Genomic DNA, 18710 nt, shown 5'->3' with positions numbered 1-18710 from the left:
CCGTGCAACCCACCCTCGCCGCCGCCGAGGTCCGCCGGAACATCACCCAGTACCTCACCACCACCTTCGCGCTCGCCGATAAACCCGTCCGTGAAGGCCTGGAGACCTTCTTCAACGACCCCGCCCAGGGCATCTTCCGCGGCCCCTACCTCCGCGTCCGCACGCCCTTCCGTACCTCCACCGACTCCTGGAAGCAGCACCTGGAGTGGCACCCGGCCGGGTTCAAGCCCTTCCTCCACCAGGCCAAGTCCTTCACCCGCCTGTCCTCCCTCGACAAGCTCCCGCAGCCCACCCTCATCACCACCGGCACCGGCTCCGGCAAGACCGAGTCCTTCCTCATCCCCGTCCTCGACCACTGCCGCCGCGCCCGCCTCAACGGCACCCCCGGCGTCAAGGCGATCCTGCTCTACCCCATGAACGCCCTGGCCACCGACCAGGCCGAGCGCATCGACAACTACCTCAAGTCCGACCCGGCCCTCTCCCAGGTCACCGCGGGCCTGTACATCGGCGACACCCCGGCCACCGGCTACGACCGCGTCGCGACCTCCCGGGGAGAGATCCGCCGCCTGCGCCCCGACATTCTCATCACCAACTACAAGATGCTGGACCTGCTCCTCCAGCGCTCCGAGGACCTGCGGCTGTGGCGCGACAGCGCGCTCACCTACGTCGTCGTCGACGAGTTCCACACCTACGACGGCGCCCAGGGCACCGACGTCGCCATGCTGCTGCGCCGCCTGGCCTCCGCCACCGGCAACGCCCGCCCCGGCCGCCCCCTGGGCAACATCTGCCCCGTGGCCACCAGTGCCACCCTCGGCCAGGACGATACTGAGGACTCTGACCCCGGCCGGGCCATCCGCGAGGTCGCCGCCACCGTCTTCGCCACGGACTTCGGCCCGGACTCCGTCGTCGGGGAGGATCGCCTCGACCTCGACGAGTTCATGGACGAACTCGACTACGGCCTCCCCCTCCCCAACCCCGTCCGGGTCGCCAATCTCCCCGACCCGCACAGCGACCCCGACGCGATGAAGCCCGTCATGCGGGCCTTCACCGAACGCGACGACCTCACCCCCAGGCAGCTCGGCGACCTGCTCCGCAAGCACATCCTCACCCGCGCCGTCCTGGAGATCCTCGACGGCACCGTCCGCTCCCTGGACGAGGTCCTGGAGGGCCTGCCCCGCCACGGCGCCTATGACTGGGGCCGCGCCCTGCGCGGCACCCCGGAGCTCACCGCCGAGGCGCTGTCCCGCTACGTCGCCCTGCTCTCCATCGCCCGCGACCCCGACGTCCCCGACGGGGAGCGCGACCGCCCGCTGGTCACCGTCGAGACCCACCTGTGGGTCCGCTCCGTCTCCCGGCTGCTACGCGCGGTCTCCGATCGCCCCGCGTTCACCTGGCACGGCGAGGCCGCCGCCCCCGCCGGCGGTGAGACCGTCACCGGCACCCTGGGCCGCGCCCACCTGCCCGCCGTGTACTGCCGCCACTGCGGCCGGTCCGGCTGGGCGGCGGTCTCGCCCGAGTCCACCCCCAGCGACCTGGTGTCCCAGCCGGAGAAGATCTACCACAAGGCCGTCACCGAGAAGCGGTACCTGCGCCCGCTCATGCACGCCACCCTCAAGGAGGCGACGGAGACCACCGCCGACCAGACGGTGCGGGTCCTGCACTCTTCCGGCACCCACGTCCGGCCGGTCACCCCCGCCGACATCGCCGCCTACAGCGCCGGGGAGCTCGACGGGGTGTTCGTCCTCACCGACGTGCGCCACGACAAGGAGGCGTTCCGCGACGCCGAGAACGACCGCTGCCCCGTCTGCGACGCCGACCAGGGCACCCGGTTCCTCGGTTCGGGCCTGGCGGCCCTGGCCTCGGTGGCCGTCACCGAGCTGTTCACCGGCGGCCAGCTCTCCCGCGGCGGCACGAAGGCCAAGACGCTGATCTTCAGCGACTCGGTGCAGGACGCCGCCCACCGGGCCGGGTTCGTCTCCAACCGCTCCTACACCTTCTCGGCGCGCGCCCTGCTCGCCGAGCGGCTCTACACCGACGTCCCCGACACCGACCACACAGGGCGCGAGTTCACCGACAAGGTCCCGCTGCTCGCCCAGGACCTCAACGACCTCATCGCCGACACCGTCGAACGCGCCGACGACCCGGCCTTCCTGGCCTGCGTGGTCCCGCCCGACCTCCACGACCAGCCGGGCATCGACGAACTCCTCTCCGGGACGAGCACCGGCACCGACAAACAGTGGACGATGGTCGGCGAACGCCTCGCCTTCACCGCCGTCATGGAGTTCGGGCTCCGCTCCCGCCAGGGCCGCACCCTCGAACTCACCCGCACCGCCGCAGCGCACGTGCGCCTGGGCGACCCCGACCGGCCCGGGGACGCCGACCGGATCGCCGGGCTCGCCCGCGACCTGCTCCTGCACGGTAACGAGGCGCTGACCGGGGTGCCCGACACCGCCGTGTTCCGCGGCTACCTGCGCGGCCTGCTGGACCGGGTCCGCACCCGCGGCGGTATCAGCCACCACTGGCTGGAGAAGTGGATCGCCTGCGCCGGGACCAAGCGCTACGGCACCATCTGGGGCAAGCGCCCCGACGGCATGCCCGCCTTCCCCAAGCCCTGGGGCGGGGCCGCGCTGCCCGCGCCGCGCTTCCTACTGGACCGGCCCAAGAAGAACAGCGAGTTCGACTCCATCGCCGGAAAGGGCACCTGGTACCAGGACTGGACCACCCGCTGCCTGGGCGTGTCCGCCGACGACGCCACCCGCTACCTGGGCCGCCTGCTGGAGATGCTGCACGACGAGGGCGTCATCGGCCGGTTCTCCACCGACGACAACACCACCCGCGTCTACGGGTTCACCCCCGGGCACATCAGCGTCCAGGGCGTGCACGCCGACACCGCGCCCCAGGCCGGGCTGAGCTGCCCGGTGTGCAACTGGCGCCAGACCGTGCCCGTGGAGCACCAGGCCGACTGGGAGCGGGCCCGTTGCCCCCGCTACCGCTGCGGCGGCACCCTGGGCGTCGACGAGGACCCGCGGTTCCGCAACGACTACTACCGCAAGCTGTACCTGTACGCCGACCCGTTCCGGATCACCGCCGCAGAGCACACCGGGCAGCTCACCCGAGCCCAGCGCGAACGCGTGGAGAAGGCCTTCAAGGAGGGGGAGCGGTACAACGACCCCAACGTCCTGTCGGCCACCCCCACCCTGGAACTGGGCATCGACATCGGCGACCTGTCCGCCGTCATCCTCGCCTCGCTCCCGCACGGCCCCGCCAACTACGTGCAGCGCGCCGGCCGGGCCGGACGCACCGGCCGCAACGCCGGGAACGCCTTCCTGCTCACCATCGTCGGCCGCCGCGCCCGCGAACGCTACTACCTGCAAGAGCCCCTCGACATGATCGCCGGGCGCATCGAACCGCCCGGCAGCTTCCCCTCTGCGGTGGAGATCCTGCGCCGCCAGTACGTCGCCCACCTGCTCGACCTGGCCGCCCGCGGCGAGCTGCCCGGTGTGCCCGCGCTGCCCGGCCGCGCCGCCGACCTGTTCGGCGAGCTGGGGTGGTTGCGCGGGTTCACCTCCGCGGCCCTGTCCCACGGCCCCCATGTGGTGGAGGGCTTCCTCGCCCTGTTCACCGGGGCGGGGCAGGGAGTGGACGACGTGGCCGCCGGACGGCTGCGGGACTTCGCCGCCGTCGGCATCAAGGAGAAGATCGACCTGGTCGAGCAGGCTTGGCACGAACGCCTCGCCGACCTGCGCGAACGCGTCGACGTGGTCGGCGAGGAGATCCGACGCCTGGGCCAGGTGGAGTCCGACCCCGTCCAGAAGCGCCGCCGCCGCGAACTCCAGGCCGAGCGCGCCGCCGTGCAGCGGCGCATCGGCGAGATCGGCCGTACCGCAGCCCACGGCGCCCTGGTCGAGCACGGGGTGCTGCCCAATTACTCCCTCATCGACGGCGCCACCGAACTGGAGGCCACCCTCACCTGGGACGAGGAGGGCCCCGACGGCGACCGCGTCCACCGCTCCGAGGTGCGCGAGTACAAGCGGCCCGCCCGGGTCGCCCTCACCGAATTGGCCCCCGGCAACCACTACTACGTGCGCGGCTTCCAGCACACCGTGGACGGCCTGGACATCGGCTCCCGTGCCCGGCAGGCCTTCCACCCCTGGCGGGTCTGCCCCGGCTGCGGCTACGTGCGCACCTCCAACGCCGCCAACGACACCTCGCCCTGCCCGCGCTGCGGCGACCCGTTCATCGGCGACCACAGCTGCCTGCACCAGGTGCTCGAACCCACCCGGGTGCGCGCCCGCGACCGCCGCGACGACGCCCTCATCCGCGACGACCACGACGACCGCCGCCGGGAGTTCTACCAGGTGGCGGTGGCCGTGGACATCCCCCAGGACAAGATCGCCCCGGGGGCGTGGCGGCACGCGGCCAAGACGTTCGGTGTGGAGTTCACCCGCGACGCGGTGGTGCGCCACTTCAACCTGGGCCGACAGCGGGCCGGGAGCCGGGCCGCCCAGGTCGCCTTCGCCGGGGAGCAGTTGCCGGTCAACCCGTTCCAGGTGTGCCGGTCCTGCGGCGGCGCCACTCCCGACGACCCCACCGAACCCGTCAGCGACCTGCTCGGCAGCCGCTACGACGCCCGGCCCGGCTACCACCGGCCCTGGTGCCCGCAGCGGCGCGGCGACGCCGTCGACCACGTCCCGCTGATCCTGGCGCACACCCTGCACACTGAGGCGCTGCGCATCCTGCTGCCCGTCGCCACCGTGCACACCGCCGAGCGGATGGTCAGCTTCAAGGCCGCGCTCATGGCCGGCTTCGCGCGCGTGTACGGCGGCGCCCTGGACCACCTGGACGCCGTCATCGCCACCATGCCCGACGAGCAGACCGGCCACCGGCGCCGCTACCTGGTCGTCTACGACACCCTGCCCGGCGGCAGCGGCTACCTCGACCCCCGATCCGGGGCCGAGGGCATCCACGCCGTCCTCACCGCCGCCCGCGAGGCCCTCCAGGACTGCACCTGCGGCGAGGAGTTGTCGAACCGGGCCGCCTGCCACCGCTGCCTGCTCGCCCACGTGGACGAGGACCGCGAGTTCCCGCTGGCGGACCGGCTCATCGCCAAGGAGATGCTCGACGACCTGCTCGACGACTGGCGTACCGACAGCGTCGCCCACACCGGGCTCATCTCCCTGTGGGACCAAGTGGAGAGCGAGCTGGAAGGCCGGTTCCTTCGGGCGCTGGAGCGCTGGGCCGCCGGGGACGAGAACCGCTCCTTCCGGAGGGAGGGGGAGGAGAAGGGCCGCAAGAAGGGTCTGCTGCGCCTGGACACCGAGCGGCACGGCATCCTCAAGTGGGAGGTCGTCCTCCAGAACACCATCGACGGCACCCGCCCCGACGCGGTGTTCCGCAGACTCGACGGCGGCGGCCACCAGGTGGCCGTCTACCTGGACGGGTACGAGTACCACGCCTCCCGCAAGCACAACCGGATCGCCGGGGACGCGGACAAGCGGGCCCGGCTGCGCGCCCACGGAATCACGGTCTTCCAGCTCACCTGGGACGACATGGACGTCCTGGAGGACAAGAAGTCCTTCGACGCACCCGTGTGGGAGCCCTACGGGGCCAAGGGGCGGATGGTCGCCCAGCAGGCGTTCCGCAAGCTGGCCGCCGGCGGCGACCCCCGGGACCTGGAGCGGCGGGTGTGGGTCAGCCCCGCGCGCATGCTGCTGGACTACCTCACCGACCCCGACGACGGGGCGTGGGGCACGCGGGTGGCGGCGGCGGTGTTCGGGGTCGGCGGGTTCCCCGGCGTCGAACAGGCGAGGGGCAGCGCCGCCGTGCTCGCCCCGCGCGTCGCCGACATCCTCGCAGGAGACGCGATGCCCGCACCGGTCAAGGGCGGGGACTGCGCGATCCTGCGCGGCGACGACGACGCGGGCTGCCGGGTGCTGGCGGTTCGTACCCGTTTCTCATTGGTGCCGAGCGGGTTCGTGGTCCTCGATGACCGGAACGAGGTCATCACCGCCGACGAGAAGGCGCACAGGCGGCGATGGAAGGCATGGCTGTACTGGGGCAACCTGCTCCAGTTCCTGTCCGCGCAGGGTATGGACGGCGGCCAGTTCGCCCTGAGCGGACTGGGCGCCTTCGATGCCGCCGCGCTCGCCGCCTTCGGCGGTGTCGGCCTGGACGAGAGCGTCTTCCAGCGGCCCATGGACGAGCGGGAGAAGGAAGAGCTGTTCGGCGACACCCTGGCCGCCACCCGCCTCACCCGCACCGTGTCCGACACGGTCACACCGGTCCTGGTCACCTCCTCCACCGGAGGTTCCCACACCGGGGAGCCCGCGGCCGTGGAGGTCCCCCCGGCCTGGACGGAGGCGCTCGGACTGGTGGACACCGAGGCCCCCGGCCTGGTGGAACTGGCCGAGGCCCTCGCTCTGGGCGGAGCCCCGGTGCCCGAGGTCGGCTACGAGCTCCACGGCGGCCTATGGCCCGCCGAGCTGGCCTGGCCGGACCACAGAGCGGCCGTCGTGCTGCCCGCCGACCTGGTGGGCGAGGAGGACCGCGAGCGCGGCGGCGAGGCGTACGCCGCCCAGGGCTGGGACGTCCGGGAGGCCACCGGGTGGGAAGTGTCCGAGCTGCTCCGGATACTGACCGGTGCCGCTGCCGATGCGGCCGAGGAGGGAACGCCGACCCCGACCGGCGGGGAGCGGCGCGGATGACGGCGACGAAGACGACGGCGATGACGGCGCCGACGACGGTGGCGAAGGGATGAGCGTGCAGGGCAAGACCACACTGCGGCTGCTGGACAAGGCCGGCAAGGAGATCCGCAAACTCCCCCAGAACGTCAAGGGGGCCCTCTACGACTTCCAGTACAAGTTCCGGGAGAACCCCCACGGGACCGGACTGCGGTTCAAGGCGCTCGAAGGCCATGACCGGCTGTACTCGGCCCGGGTGAACAAGGACTACCGGGCGCTGCTGTTTCACGTGGGCGACAGCGACTACATCCTCGTCGGGGTGAGGGCGCGACAGCACGTGTACGACCACCTCGACCGGTTCCGGTACGAGGTCAACAAGGTCACCGGTGCGCTGGAGATCTTCGGCATCGTCGAGTCCCGGGAGGTGACCGAGGAGGCGCCCCCGGCCGCGGAGGAGGCGGTGGAGACCGCCGAGGCGGTCGAGAGCGCGGAACCCTCCGCCACCCCGGAACCGCGGCCCGCGCCGGAGCCGACCCCGCAGGCGGAACCGGAACCCGAACAGGAGTCCGGGTTCGGGGTCCCGATCTTCGCCGACTACACCGCCGACCAGCTCCGCGAGCTCGGCGTCGCCGAGGGCCTGATCGACGAGGCCCTGTCCGTGACCAGCGAGGGTCGGCTGCTGAAGCTGGTCTACGGCGCCCCCGCGCACACCGAGGAGGTGCTGCTCGCACTCGCCGACGGGCAGACCTTCGACCAGGTGATGGCCGAGATCACCCGGCCGGTCGCGGCCGAGAACCCTGTCGACACCACCGACTTCTCGGCCGCGCTCGCCCGATCCACCACCCGGGTCACCACCTCCGACACCGACCTGCGCGAGGTCCTGGAGGACGACTTCGCCGCATGGAAGGTGTTCCTGCACCCCACCCAGAGGAAGCTGGTCAAGCGCCACTACCGCGGCCCGGCCCGCGTCAGCGGCGGCCCGGGGACCGGCAAGACCATCGTCGCCCTGCACCGGGTCAAGCACCTCGTCGAGCAGCTGCCCCCGGGGCGGAACAAGGCGGTCCTGCTCACCACCTACAACACCAATCTCGCCGCCGACCTGCGCCACCGCCTGCTGGACCTGGCCGGCCAGGAGGTCGTCGACCGGGTCGACATCCTCAACATCGACAAGCTCTCGGTGCGGATCGTCAACGAGAGCGGCCGGGGCGGGCGGGGCCGCAGTCCCATCGGCGACGACCAGGTGCTGCGCGAGTGGCGGAGCATGCTGGTCGAGCTGGGAGAGCAGCGGTGGAGCGCCGAGTTCCTCGACGACGAGTGGAACCAGGTCATCCTCGGCCAGGGCATCCGCTCCCGGGGCGAGTACTTCCGGGCCCGCCGGGCCGGGCGCGGACAGCGGATCAGCCGGGCGCAGCGCGCCGAGATCTGGCAGCTGGTGGAGCGGCTGGCCATGCGCCTGGAGGAGAAGGGCGTGTGGACCTACCGCCAGATCGCCGAGGCCGCCGCCCAGGTGGAGGCCGAACGGGCCGCCAAGATCGAGGAGAACCGCAGGCGGGAGTCCGACAAGGGCGGGCAGATGCTGCACCGTCAGGAGCAGTCGTACTTCACGCTGCGGCACCGCTACGAGCACGTGGTCGTGGACGAGGCCCAGGACCTGAGCTCGGCGCACTGGAGCCTGCTGCGGGCAGTGGTGGACCGGACGGAGAACGACATCTTCCTGGTCGGCGACACCCACCAGCGGATCTACGACAACCGGGTCTCGCTGGGTGCGCTCGGCATCGACATCAGGGGACGCTCGTCCAAGCTGACGCTCAGCTACCGCACCACCCGGGAGATCCTGGGGTCGGCTCTGGGGCTGCTGGGCGACGAGAGCTGGGACGACCTGGACGAGGGCGTCGACACTCTGGACGGGTACCGGTCGGTGCTGCGCGGCCCGAGGCCCACGTTCCGGAGCAGCCCGACCTGGGCGGCCGAGTGCGAGGCCATCGGTGCCTGGGCCCGGGACCTGCTGAAGAACGCGCCGGAGGGGACCGTGCCGTCGATCGCGGTGGCCGCGCCCACCAAGAACGAGGTCAACGACGTCCAGTGGGCTCTGGGGAAGGCGGGGGTGCGGGCCGCCGCGCTGGGCAAGGAGGGCGCGCCCCCGGGGTTCGAGGACGCGGTGCACGTGGGGACGCTGCACCGGTTCAAGGGGCTGGAATACCAGCACATGGCGATCGCGGCGGTGAGCGACGGGCTGGTGCCGCGCGCGGACAAGGAACGGCTGCGGGAGGTCGACGCGCCGCGGTACCGGCAGGAGGTGCAGAAGGCGCGGTCGCTGCTGTTCGTGGCGTCCACCCGCGCCAGGGACTCGCTGACGGTGTCCTGGCACGGGGAGCCGAGCGTACTGCTGCCCGCGCGTGCGCTCGAGGCGGGAACGAGGGACGCCGCCGCGGCCCGGGTCGCGGCCGGAGCGGTGGAAGAGGAATCGGAGGGCGGAATGGGCGATGGCCTGTTCAAGCCCCCGGGCGCCCTGCTCTGAGATGAAGGCGCCGGCGGCGGTGGCCGGGGAGCGGTTCCCCGGCCACCGCCGCCGTCTGTGTTCGGCGTAAGGCTGCCCGCCCGGAGACAGCGCCTGCTGAACCGCTGCGCAGGCAGCCCCGGTGGGTCTGACCGGCGACCGGAGCGGAACACGGGCGCCTGTGCCGCGCGGGGCGGCGGCGTACCTTCGGGGTCCGGGCCTCAGAGGGGAGTCGTACGCACCTGCTCACGGTCGGCGAGGAGGAGGGGCGGGTGCGGGGTCAGTGGACCCGGGTGACCTCAAGGATCTCGGTGGAGACCAGGTAGTCCTTCGGGTCCAGGGCCATGGCCTCCCGTTCGGGGGAGTCCCAGTAGGCGCGGTTGTGCTCGGCGAAGCCCTCGGGGCCGTCATAGGAGATCTCCCAGACGAAGTGGCCGCGCTCCCGGCCGATCCAGGCGCCGCCGAGGGAGAGCCCGAACTCCAGGAGTAGCGGAACGATCTCCTCTTCCAGCGCCGGACTCACTCGTCGGGCAGGCCCTCACGAACGGTGTGGGTGCGGAGGCGCGTGGTGGCGGTCATAGCAGTGTCTTTCCGGGGGCGTCGTGGTCGGGCGCGAGTACAACATGCCTTCCCCGAAGTGAACATGCTGCGAAAACACCAACGTCCGGTCGGGACACGGGACGCTGACTCGGGCAGTTCGTGGATCACGGCTGCGAGGTGCGGGCGGAGGCGAGGAAGGCGGTCCACTCGGGGGAGGAAAAAGGAAGGTGCCTGGCGGCCGGCTGCTTGGAGTCCCGGACGGCAGCCCCGCAGGGCAGGTCCGCGACCTCCACGCAGTCAGGCCCTTGGCCGCTGTGACTGCTCTTCCGGAAGTCCGGGGGAAGGTGTGCGACCTCGACGCAATTGCCGTTGACACCGCTGTAGCTGCTCTTGCGCCACACCATCTGGTCGGTCACTGTAGCCACTCTTCTAGGTCGTGGAGACGGCGGTCGATGAATGTCAGGGACTGCGCAGCGGTCATCGAACAGCTCTGCGCGCTGCCGAACATGTCGTTGAACAGTCGGACCTGACGGTCTTCTTCCGGATACATGCTAGTGACGGGTGTTTCCAGATAGGCGATGCTGGCGTCCCTGGGGTCGAGGAAATCCATGACCACAAAGCTTCCCTCGGTGGCGGGGTGGGCTCCGGCGGAGAACGGCAGCACGTAGAGGTCGATATTGTGCCGGGCGGCCAGGTGCACCAGGTGGCGTAGCTGCTCACGCATCACCTCGGGCGATCCGAGCCGGCGGTGCAGGACGGCCTCGTCCAGGATCGCCATGTAGGTGGGCGGGTCGACCCGGTGCAGGATCTCCTGGCGTTTGATGCGGACGGCTACCCGTTGGGCGATCTCGTCTCCTCGCGGATTTGGTTGGCGCGAAAGATCGCGTCGGCGTAGGCGGGGGTTTGCAGTAGACCCGGAATCACCTGGGCTTCGTAGGTGCGCAGGGCACGCCTCGGCCTCGAAATCGGCGAGCATCTGCGGCATGAGGTCCTTGTACCGGACCCACCAGCCCTTCTCCCCGGCGAGCTTGGCCAGCTCGTGTAGGGAGGCTCGGACGGCGGGGTCGTCCACGCCGTACAGGTCCAAGAGCTTGTCGAGGGTGGCTGAGGAGACGGTCCTGGACTCGGCCTGTTCGATCTTGCTCAGGTTGGACCTGCCCATGCCGATGCCTCCGTTGCCTGAGGTGACCCTCCCCCTGGGGGAGCTGGTGCCGCGGCGGTGCCGCCATTACTGCAAACCCCATGCCCACCGGCCGCACTACAAGGTCCGCTCCTATGAGTTCGGATCCTCGCCGCAGTTGATGCCGCTGGTCCGCGCGTTCCTGGGCACCAGCGCCGCCGAACGCGACACCGACCACCGGTACCTGTTCACTCTGCTCGGTTCGGAGCCGGCCGCGAACGCGCTCACCCACTCCCGCTCGGGGCGGCCGTTCGGCGCCTTCACGCTGCGCTGCGAGCGGCGCCGCACCGGCCTGCACCTGACCTGTATCGACCAGGGTCACCCGGACGGGCGCACCACCCCCGCCGGGCGGCGCGACCACCTGATCGCCGACCCGGCCGGCCTGGACACCACCGCCGAATCCGGGCGAGGCCTGGCCCTGGTGGACGCCCTGGCCACCTCCTGGGGCGACAACGGCATCGCCGACCACCGACAGGTGTGGTTCTTCCTCGCCTATGACCTGACCGACAACCCCTGGACCACCGCCGCACCGGCAGCCTGAACAACCGTCTTCACACGCCACAACGCGAAACGGGCCCAGGAGAGCGCGGCAACGCTCTTCCCAGGCCCTCGCAATCCCGGAATCCACGCTGCGAGACGTAAGAAAGCAGGATCGATGACGCATCCTATCCCGCGCCCCCGGACCCCGCTCGAACCCCTGGCCAAGCGCCGGGGCGCTCGTGGCCCGCACTGCCAGGCCTGCGAGCCCCCGTCCTGCCGCCGGCTCCGCGCCCGGAACCTCCCCCTCCTGGGCGGGCACCGCGCCGAGTACCTGCGCGAGCACCGCCGCGCCGCCACCCTCCAGGTCCGGCACCCGCACCTGGTCATCTGGTTCGGCGAGGCCACCGGCTCCTACTGGGTCGCCTCCTTCGCCGGTCTCGCAGAGGTCCCCGACACCGACACCCTCACCCGGCTCCTGGGCCCGCTCCAGGTCGGGCGCTGACCCCGTACGAAGTGACACCGTGCGGCCGCGTCCCAGGCGCGGCCGCACACCGCTGTCCGCACCCTGGGAAGGGCACGGCCCGTGGTCGATTCGGGTGACTCTCCGAGAGGGAGGAGCGCCATGACCGCCAAGCCCGATGGAACCGAGAGGAGAGGGGATCCGAGAACGGTGTCCACCCGATCGGTCCATGCTGTTCGGGAGCGGCCGCCCGACATTTCGTGTCGCCTGTTCACACGTCCGGAAATCTCCATGCGGTCGTGTGAACATTTCCTATAACGTGGGCTCAATCGACCGCGTTCGTCCGGCTTCCCCGCTCAGGGCCACGAACGGACTGAATGGACACACGTGACCTCCCCCTACGAACAGTTCGAAAGCAACCTCTCCTACGCGCGCAACATGGTGACCGGAGGGCGGGCCCTGGAGGGCCTGCGCGGCATCGGTGCCAACTACGGAGACCTGGCCGCGGCCCACCCCGAGGACCTGTACCGGGCGGCCTGGTCACAGGCGGTGTCGGCACTGGACCACTGGCTGCACCAGGAGGTCCACAAGCGGGCGGTCGCGCTGGTCCGTTCGGAGGAGCGGCCGCTCCCCGACCGCCTCTCCAAGCTGAAGCTGCCCCTGGCCACCGTCGAGCAGATGGCGGACAACCCCCTGGGCTCGGTCTTCGGCGAGTTCGTCACCGAGGAGATCCGGCGGGACACCTACCAGCGCAGCAGGGGCATCAGCGAGGGCCTGCGGCTCGTCACCCACCTGAACGCCCAGGAGATCTGGGAACGCATCGCTGCGGGGCTCGGGGTCACGGCGGCCCAGGCCCGTGACCGGCAGGACTCCGTGGTCGAACGCCGCAACCGCATCGCCCACCAGGCGGACCTGGGACCGGACGGCCGGCGCACCCCCATGACCGCTTCGGACGTCGAGGCCGCCCTGGAGTGGATCGAGGGCGTGGCCGGGCAGATCGCCGCCATCCTGTCAGCCGTCCCCGAACAGGCGGAGGTATCCGCAGAGGCCCCTGCCTGGATGGTCAGGGGCGGCCGCCAGGGCAGGTTCGAGGCGTGGGCGCTGGAAACCGGGATGATCGGCATCGGCTTCCACCGCATGGGGGATCTGACCGCCGTCGACGACCGGGCCCGGATGGTCGAGGTCGCCGAGGAGGCCTACAAGGGCGAGAATCCGCGGACCATCGGCAACCACGCGGGTCAGCTGTGGGCCTTCCGCGGCAAGGTCCAGGTCGGGGACCTGGTCGTCATGCCGCTCAGAAGGGCGTCGGAGCTGGCGATCGGACGGGTGACCGGGGACTACGTGTTCGTCGCGGACGCCCCTGACGGCACCAGGCACCGGCGCTCCGTGGAGTGGATTCGCACGGACCTTCCGCGTACGGCCGCGGAACAGGATCTGCGCTACTCACTCGGCTCCCTCCTGACCGTCTGCTCTCTGTGGAAGAACGACGCCGCCTGGCGCCTGGCGGAGCTGGCCAGGACCGGAAGCGACCCCGGCCCCAGGGACACCGGGGAGTAGGCCCGCAGGGTGTGCCTCTTCGGCGCCCTGTTCTGCCGCAGACCCGAGACCGGGCCCCGGCAGCCGGGCGGCCCCCGCGCCGGGGCCGGTCCCGTTGGGCACTCCGCTCCGGCGCGGCCACCGGCCCTGCGGACCGGCGCTCTTCACCGACCCCGCCGGAATCCTCCGATGGGGTGCGTTCCGGTCCGGGTGGCTCACGGAGGACTCCTCCGCCTCCGGGGGCGTCCGCGCGTGTGCACGAAGCCCGCTCGGCCGGTCCGGGTCGGCTCCGCCCCGGCGGCCGGGGTCTCCGCTCAGGTGTTCCCGGTGCCGGGCAGATTCGGCTCCTCATGGAGGAAGACCGTTTCCGCGTGGTATCTCAGGGCGTCCGCGGCGGGGCGGTCGGCCTTGCGTTCGGGAAGGCGGACCCTTGTGCCTTCGAGGGCCGCGTACTCCGCGGCCGCCTCGCCGTGCAGCCGGGGGCTCACGCGGACGGTGAAGCCGGGGGAGACGGTGATGTAGCCCGCGTCGAAGAGCCTGTGCAGGTCGGCGCGGAGCAGCAGGCCGTTGTCCAGGCGGTGCAGGCCGCCGTCCGCGACCGGATGGATGTGGGCCGCGTCCAGGGCGGGCGGCAGGTCGAGGCCGGTGACGGCGCACCTGCCCCCGTAGGCCTCCAGGAGGGCCAGCTTGAACGCCTGCTGGCCGAGGCGTCGGCGGGACCGGCCGTAGCCGCCCAGGGTCGGGCCGTGGTGCTCCCAGGTGGCGGTGTCCTCAGGTGTGCCGCCGACGGGGTCGCCGGTGGCGGCCAGGACGCGTTCCGCGATCGGGGCGAAGTAGTCGGAGTGCTGTTCGTCGCCGAGGATGTCGTCGTAGCCCTTGCCCTGGACCAGGCTCTTCGCGAAGCCCGGGGGCGCCGGAAAGGTCGAGCCCTCCTCGAAGAACACCGGGTCGCGCAGCATGATGCAGCCGATCAGGGGGTCCTCGCCGGGGGCGATCTCGGGATTGCCCTCCTTGGCCCGGTACCGGTTGAGCGCGTCCCTGAGCTCGTCCGGGTGCTTTCGGCCGTTGCCCTCGCCGAACGCCTCCCAGGCCATGGACAGGGGGACCCGGGCGAACTCGCTGAACACGGCCCCGCCCACGATCCTGTTGTGCGGGTACCGGGTCTTGAAGAGGAAGAGGTCGCCGGTGCCGATGCGCTTGAAGACCTGCTCCGACGAGGGGCGCCAGAAGTTGATCTCCTTCAGGTGGGGGCGCTGCGCGAGGAATTCGGCCCAGGGACGGTCGGTGACTCCGACATATGCCTTCATGGAGCGAATTATGGCTTTTCTGGCGTTCCGTCGGGCCATTGGGCGGTGGCCGGATGCGGCGCGGGGATGCCCTGTCGGCGGGGATTCTGGGATCATCGGGGCGACCGAGGAGCGGACCCCCTACGCGAAAGCGGTGCCATGGCAGACCCCCTGCGCGACGGCGACCCGGACCGGATCGGCCCCTACCGGCTGGAGGGGAGGCTGGGTGGCGGCGGGATGGGACAGGTGTTCCTGGGCCGGTCGCCGGGCGGGCACCGGGTCGCCGTCAAGGTCGTGCGGCCCGAGCTGGCGGAGGACGGGGACTTCCGGCGCCGCTTCGCCACCGAGGTCGAGGCCGCCCGCCGGGTCGGCGGGTTCTACACCGCGCCGGTGGTCGACGCCGACCCTGAGGGTGATCCGCCGTGGCTGGCCACCGCCTACGTGCCCGGTCCGTCCCTGCACCGGGCGGTGGCCGACCGCGGCCCGCTGCCGGTGGAGGAGGTCGCAGCCCTCGGGGCGGGCCTGGCGGAGGGGCTGGCGGCCGTCCACGCGCAGGGGATCGTGCACCGCGACCTCAAGCCCGCCAACGTGCTGCTGTCCGCGGAGGGGCCGAGGCTGATCGACTTCGGGATCGCGCGGGCCCTGGACACGACGTCGTACACCCGGACCGCCACCGTGCTGGGCACCGCCGCGTTCATGTCCCCCGAACAGGTGCGGGCGGAGCGGGTCGGCCCCGCGTCGGACGTCTTCTCGCTCGGCTGTCTGCTGGTCTTCGCCGCGACCGGGCACGGACCCTTCGGGGAGGGGCCCGGCCATGCGGTCGCCTACCGGATCGTGCACGAGGAGCCGGACCTGTCGGGCCTGCCCCGGGAACCGGCGGCGGTGGTGCGGGACTGCCTGGCCAAGGACTCGGACAAGAGGCCCGGCCCCGGTGCGCTCATCGCCCGGCTGGCCGCGCTGGCGCCGGCCGGCGGCGGGAACGTCGGCGGGTGGCGGCCGGAGGACCCGACCGAGGTCGTCATCCCGGGCGGGGCACTGCGGCCGACGGCGGTCGGGACGGCGGCCGGGGGCGTGGACACCCGGACTCCCGGACCCGGGGTGGGAACGGAGCCCGACGGGCGCACCGCCAGGAGGGCGGTGACCCTGGCCCGGTCCTGTGTTCTCGGGATCCTGCCCATCGTGCTGCTCGCCCTCCTGAATCTTCCCACTCCCGGTGCACCGACCTGGGCGCTGGTGGCGAACCTGGTGGCCGGTCTCGTCGAGGTGCCCCTGCTCGTCCTGGGCTCACGGTGGCTGTCCCGGCGGCGGGAGGCCGGGAGGCGGATGGTCATCGGGGCGGGTGCCGCGTCGGCCGTGCACGGGGCGGGCATCATGGTTCAGGTCTTCTTCCTGGGAGGTCCGTGGGCCGTGGCACTGATCGCCGTCGCCTTCGGTCTGGTGAGCGCGGTTGTCGCGGTCGGGGCCGTGGCCGCGGCGGCGCATCCGGACACCGGCCGGTGGTGCTCGGGTCGGCCGGGAACGCGCTGAACGCCGTGTCGCACGGGGCTTTCGCCGTTTTCCGGACCTAAGACTCTGTGGCGGTTCCACAGGCCCGGATAGTTTCTCTCCACCGCGCGGTCGGCCCGGCAGGGCGGCGGCCGTCCGGTCTCCGCGGGCGGGCGGCCTGCGGAGGCGTCGCCATGGGGGAGGGGTCGTGTACGGAAGGACCGACGTCGAGTGGGAGCAGCTGGTCGCCGAGACCATCGGTTTCCTGGAGGAGCGCGCCCGGGCGGGCTCGGTCGCGACCTACACCGAGTTGAACAACGTCCTCGTGGTGCGGACCGGGCAGCGGGCCCTGGACTTCTCCCGGGAGGCCGACCGGGCCGCGGTGGGCCGCCTGCTCGGTGAGGCGGTGAAACGGACCCTTCCCGAGGTCGGTGCCATGATCTCGGCCATCACCCTCCACCAGGGCGGGAACGACCCCGGCCCCGGGTTCTACACCCTGGCGGTGGAGGAGGGGTTGCTGACCCCGAACGCCTCCCCCGCGCAGAAACTGGACTTCTGGACCGGGCAGGTGAACCGGGTCTACGCCCACTACCGTTACCGCTGACGGTCGGCCGCGGACTCAGGAGGTGCATCCCGGTGTCGGCCCGCCGGTACGTGCGGGTGCGCCGCCACCGGCGGTCGGAAACCGCGAACCCGCCGAGCCCTGTCCGGCCGTGAGAGGACCGCCGCCGGTGCCCCCGCCGGGGTGTGACACCGCGGTGGACGCCCTCACCGCCACGTTCCTCTGTCCGAGGGAGAAACCATGGATTCCCGTGTCGGCTCACAGTGCGGCCGGGCCCGGGGTCGGGGCCCCGTATGACCGTGTGCCGCCGACCACTCGCCGTGCTGAAGGCCCCCGACCTCGCCGTATGGGACGGACTGTGGCAGGAAGCGGCGCCACCGGAGCCCGGAGCGCTGCGGGTGAGGTTCCTCGGGGTGTCCACACTGCTGCTCCACGACGGGGAGCACGCCGTCCTCACCGACGGTTTCTTCAGCCGGCCTTCCATGCTGCGAGTGGGCCTGGGCAGGGTGGCCCCCGACCGTGCGCGGATCAGGGCGTGCCTGCGGCGGTACGGCATCGACCGGGTCGACGCGCTCTTCGTGACGCACTCCCACTACGACCACGCCCTGGACTCCGCCACGGTGGCCGCCATGACCGGGGCGACCCTGATGGGGTCGGCCTCGACCCGGAACATCGCTCTGGGCCAGGGCTTTCCCGAACACCGGTTCCGGGAGGTGGTGACAGGCCGGACGGTGGAGGTGGGAGGCTTCGAGCTCACTGCGCTTCCCGCCGCCCACAGCCCCGGGGACCGGGCCCCGGGCCGCATACGGGCGCCGCTGCGGCCCCCGGCCCGCGCCTCTGACTACAGGACCGGGGACTGTTACGCACTGCACGTGCGCCACGGCGGGCGCGCACTCCTCGTACAAGCCAGTGCCAACAGTGTGCCCGGAGCACTCGACGGGTACCGCGCAGAGACCGTCTACCTGGGCATCGGGGCCCTGGGCGGGCAGAGCGAGGACTTCCGCGAGCGGTACTGGGAGCACACCGTGACCGCACCCGGGGCGCGGCGGGTCCTCCCGATCCACTGGGACGACTTCCTGCGCCCGCTGCACCGGACGCTGAGACCGTTGCCCCTCCTCTTCGACGACATGCGCTCCAGCATGGACTTCCTGGTCCGGAGGGGCAGGGCAGACGGTGTGTCCGTCCGGCTGCCCCGGTTGGGGTGGAACGGTGCCCCGTGGGCCTGAGATTCTGAGACGACCTGGAGGCGGGGGTGCCGGGGCCATGTGTGCGTCGGGACCGCGAGCGGCTCATCAACGTGCGGTGGACTCCCGCGGGGGCGCATGAGCGGCGCCCGGGAGTTTTGCCGTGATCCGGACTTCTTCCCCTGGGAGCCGCCGCGGGGCTCGGCCGGGTTCGTCACACCGCGTGGCCGGCGCCGCGGACGGTGGCCGTTTCAGGGAAGGCAGCGTGTACGGCAGGGGTGAAGAGGACGAGAACGGTCGGCCGGTGCGGTCGCGTCCTTCCCCGGGGAGCGGGCTGTTGAGACGGACGGGTCCGTGGCCTGCCGGGAGCTCGACCGCGCGCTCGTGGAGCGGTCGGGCCTGCCGCCTCTGGACTTCTCCCGGTTCGAAGACCGGGTGGTGCCGGGCGAGCTGCCGGGGCGGGCCGTCGATCGGACGCTTCCCGAGGCGGGCGTGATGGTCTCGGCGATCATGGTCCGGCAGGGCATGAACGACCCCGGGCCCGGCTTCCACGACCTGGCGGTCGAGAAGGGCCTGTCGGATGCCGGTGCCTCCCGGAGCGGAAAGAGGAGTTCTGGTTCGCGCGGGTCGATGAGGCACGCGCCCACTACCGGACCCGCTGGAGAAACCTGACAGGCGCCAGGTCCGCGGTTCTCCCTGCCTGAGGGCGGTCCGGACAGGATCCATGACCATCATTCGTTTGGCCGGAACCGGTCATCAGCACGAAAACGCCTCCCTGCCTTCCGTTCGATTGGTAAAACGTGCGTGTCAGGTTGGTCGC

General features: G+C 71.7%; 13 protein-coding genes. 9 read left to right on the top strand and 4 right to left on the bottom strand.

All coding sequences use genetic code 11. The features are described 5' to 3' along the window. Window positions 1–2: 2 nt before the first annotated feature. Together ACSUPR_RS06010 and ACSUPR_RS06005 are read left to right on the top strand one after the other, a co-directional pair. Window positions 3–6704, top strand: a complete 6702-nt coding sequence (locus ACSUPR_RS06010; protein ID WP_436889969.1) for a DEAD/DEAH box helicase — start codon at window positions 3–5, stop codon at window positions 6702–6704. Window positions 6705–6753: 49 nt separating this feature from the next. Next, a complete protein-coding gene (locus tag ACSUPR_RS06005; protein ID WP_436889968.1) occupies window positions 6754–9198 on the top strand; it encodes a UvrD-helicase domain-containing protein in 2445 nt (814 codons plus the stop codon). Between the two features lie 259 nt (window positions 9199–9457). On the opposite strand, the gene ACSUPR_RS06000 is transcribed toward ACSUPR_RS06005, so the two are convergent. From ACSUPR_RS06000 to ACSUPR_RS05990, 3 genes are all read right to left on the bottom strand, one after another. Next, entirely contained in the window at window positions 9458–9700 is a 243-nt protein-coding gene (locus ACSUPR_RS06000) for an NIPSNAP family containing protein (RefSeq protein ID WP_436889967.1), read from the bottom strand. 181 nt (window positions 9701–9881) lie between these two features. Further along, window positions 9882–10121, bottom strand: coding sequence for a DUF397 domain-containing protein (locus ACSUPR_RS05995; protein ID WP_436891884.1), 240 nt, complete (start codon window positions 10119–10121; stop codon window positions 9882–9884). A gap of 8 nt (window positions 10122–10129) precedes the next feature. Beyond that, complete coding sequence (locus ACSUPR_RS05990; protein ID WP_436889965.1) at window positions 10130–10879, bottom strand: DUF5753 domain-containing protein; 750 nt, start codon at window positions 10877–10879, stop codon at window positions 10130–10132. Window positions 10880–10883: 4 nt separating this feature from the next. Between ACSUPR_RS05990 and ACSUPR_RS05985 the strand changes: the two genes are divergently transcribed. From ACSUPR_RS05985 to ACSUPR_RS05975, 3 genes are all read left to right on the top strand, one after another. Continuing rightward, window positions 10884–11438: an ATP-binding protein gene (locus ACSUPR_RS05985; protein WP_436889964.1), complete on the top strand. Its 555-nt coding sequence runs from the start codon at window positions 10884–10886 to the stop codon at window positions 11436–11438. Between the two features lie 114 nt (window positions 11439–11552). Continuing rightward, window positions 11553–11879, top strand: a complete 327-nt coding sequence (locus ACSUPR_RS05980) for a hypothetical protein (protein WP_436889962.1) — start codon at window positions 11553–11555, stop codon at window positions 11877–11879. Between the two features lie 345 nt (window positions 11880–12224). Further along, window positions 12225–13394 (top strand): restriction endonuclease, encoded by a 1170-nt coding sequence (locus ACSUPR_RS05975; protein WP_436889961.1) that lies wholly within the window; start codon window positions 12225–12227, stop codon window positions 13392–13394. A 293-nt stretch (window positions 13395–13687) separates the two neighbouring features. Here ACSUPR_RS05975 and ACSUPR_RS05970 read toward each other — a convergent pair whose 3' ends face one another. Then, window positions 13688–14680 carry an HNH endonuclease gene (locus tag ACSUPR_RS05970; protein WP_436889959.1) on the bottom strand — a complete coding sequence of 331 codons (993 nt, stop codon included), beginning with the start codon at window positions 14678–14680 and terminating at the stop codon, window positions 13688–13690. Window positions 14681–14818: 138 nt separating this feature from the next. On the opposite strand from ACSUPR_RS05970, the gene ACSUPR_RS05965 reads away from it, so the two are divergent. The 4 genes from ACSUPR_RS05965 (at window position 14819) to ACSUPR_RS05950 (ending at window position 18562) form a co-directional block, all read left to right on the top strand. Next, complete coding sequence (locus tag ACSUPR_RS05965) at window positions 14819–16186, top strand: serine/threonine-protein kinase (RefSeq protein WP_436889957.1); 1368 nt, start codon at window positions 14819–14821, stop codon at window positions 16184–16186. Window positions 16187–16352: 166 nt separating this feature from the next. Then, window positions 16353–16748: a hypothetical protein gene (locus ACSUPR_RS05960; protein ID WP_436889955.1), complete on the top strand. Its 396-nt coding sequence runs from the start codon at window positions 16353–16355 to the stop codon at window positions 16746–16748. A gap of 371 nt (window positions 16749–17119) precedes the next feature. Next, window positions 17120–17932 carry an MBL fold metallo-hydrolase gene (locus tag ACSUPR_RS05955; protein ID WP_436889952.1) on the top strand — a complete coding sequence of 271 codons (813 nt, stop codon included), beginning with the start codon at window positions 17120–17122 and terminating at the stop codon, window positions 17930–17932. A gap of 312 nt (window positions 17933–18244) precedes the next feature. Continuing rightward, on the top strand, window positions 18245–18562 hold the full coding sequence (locus ACSUPR_RS05950; protein WP_436889951.1) for a hypothetical protein: 318 nt from the start codon (window positions 18245–18247) through the stop codon (window positions 18560–18562). The last annotated feature ends 148 nt before the right edge of the window (window positions 18563–18710 follow it).

Source organism: Nocardiopsis dassonvillei, from assembly GCF_964273065.1.
Lineage (GTDB): Bacteria > Actinomycetota > Actinomycetes > Streptosporangiales > Streptosporangiaceae > Nocardiopsis > Nocardiopsis dassonvillei_B.
Note: the sequence above shows the minus strand (reverse complement) of the source record. Positions and strands in the feature narration are given on the sequence as shown.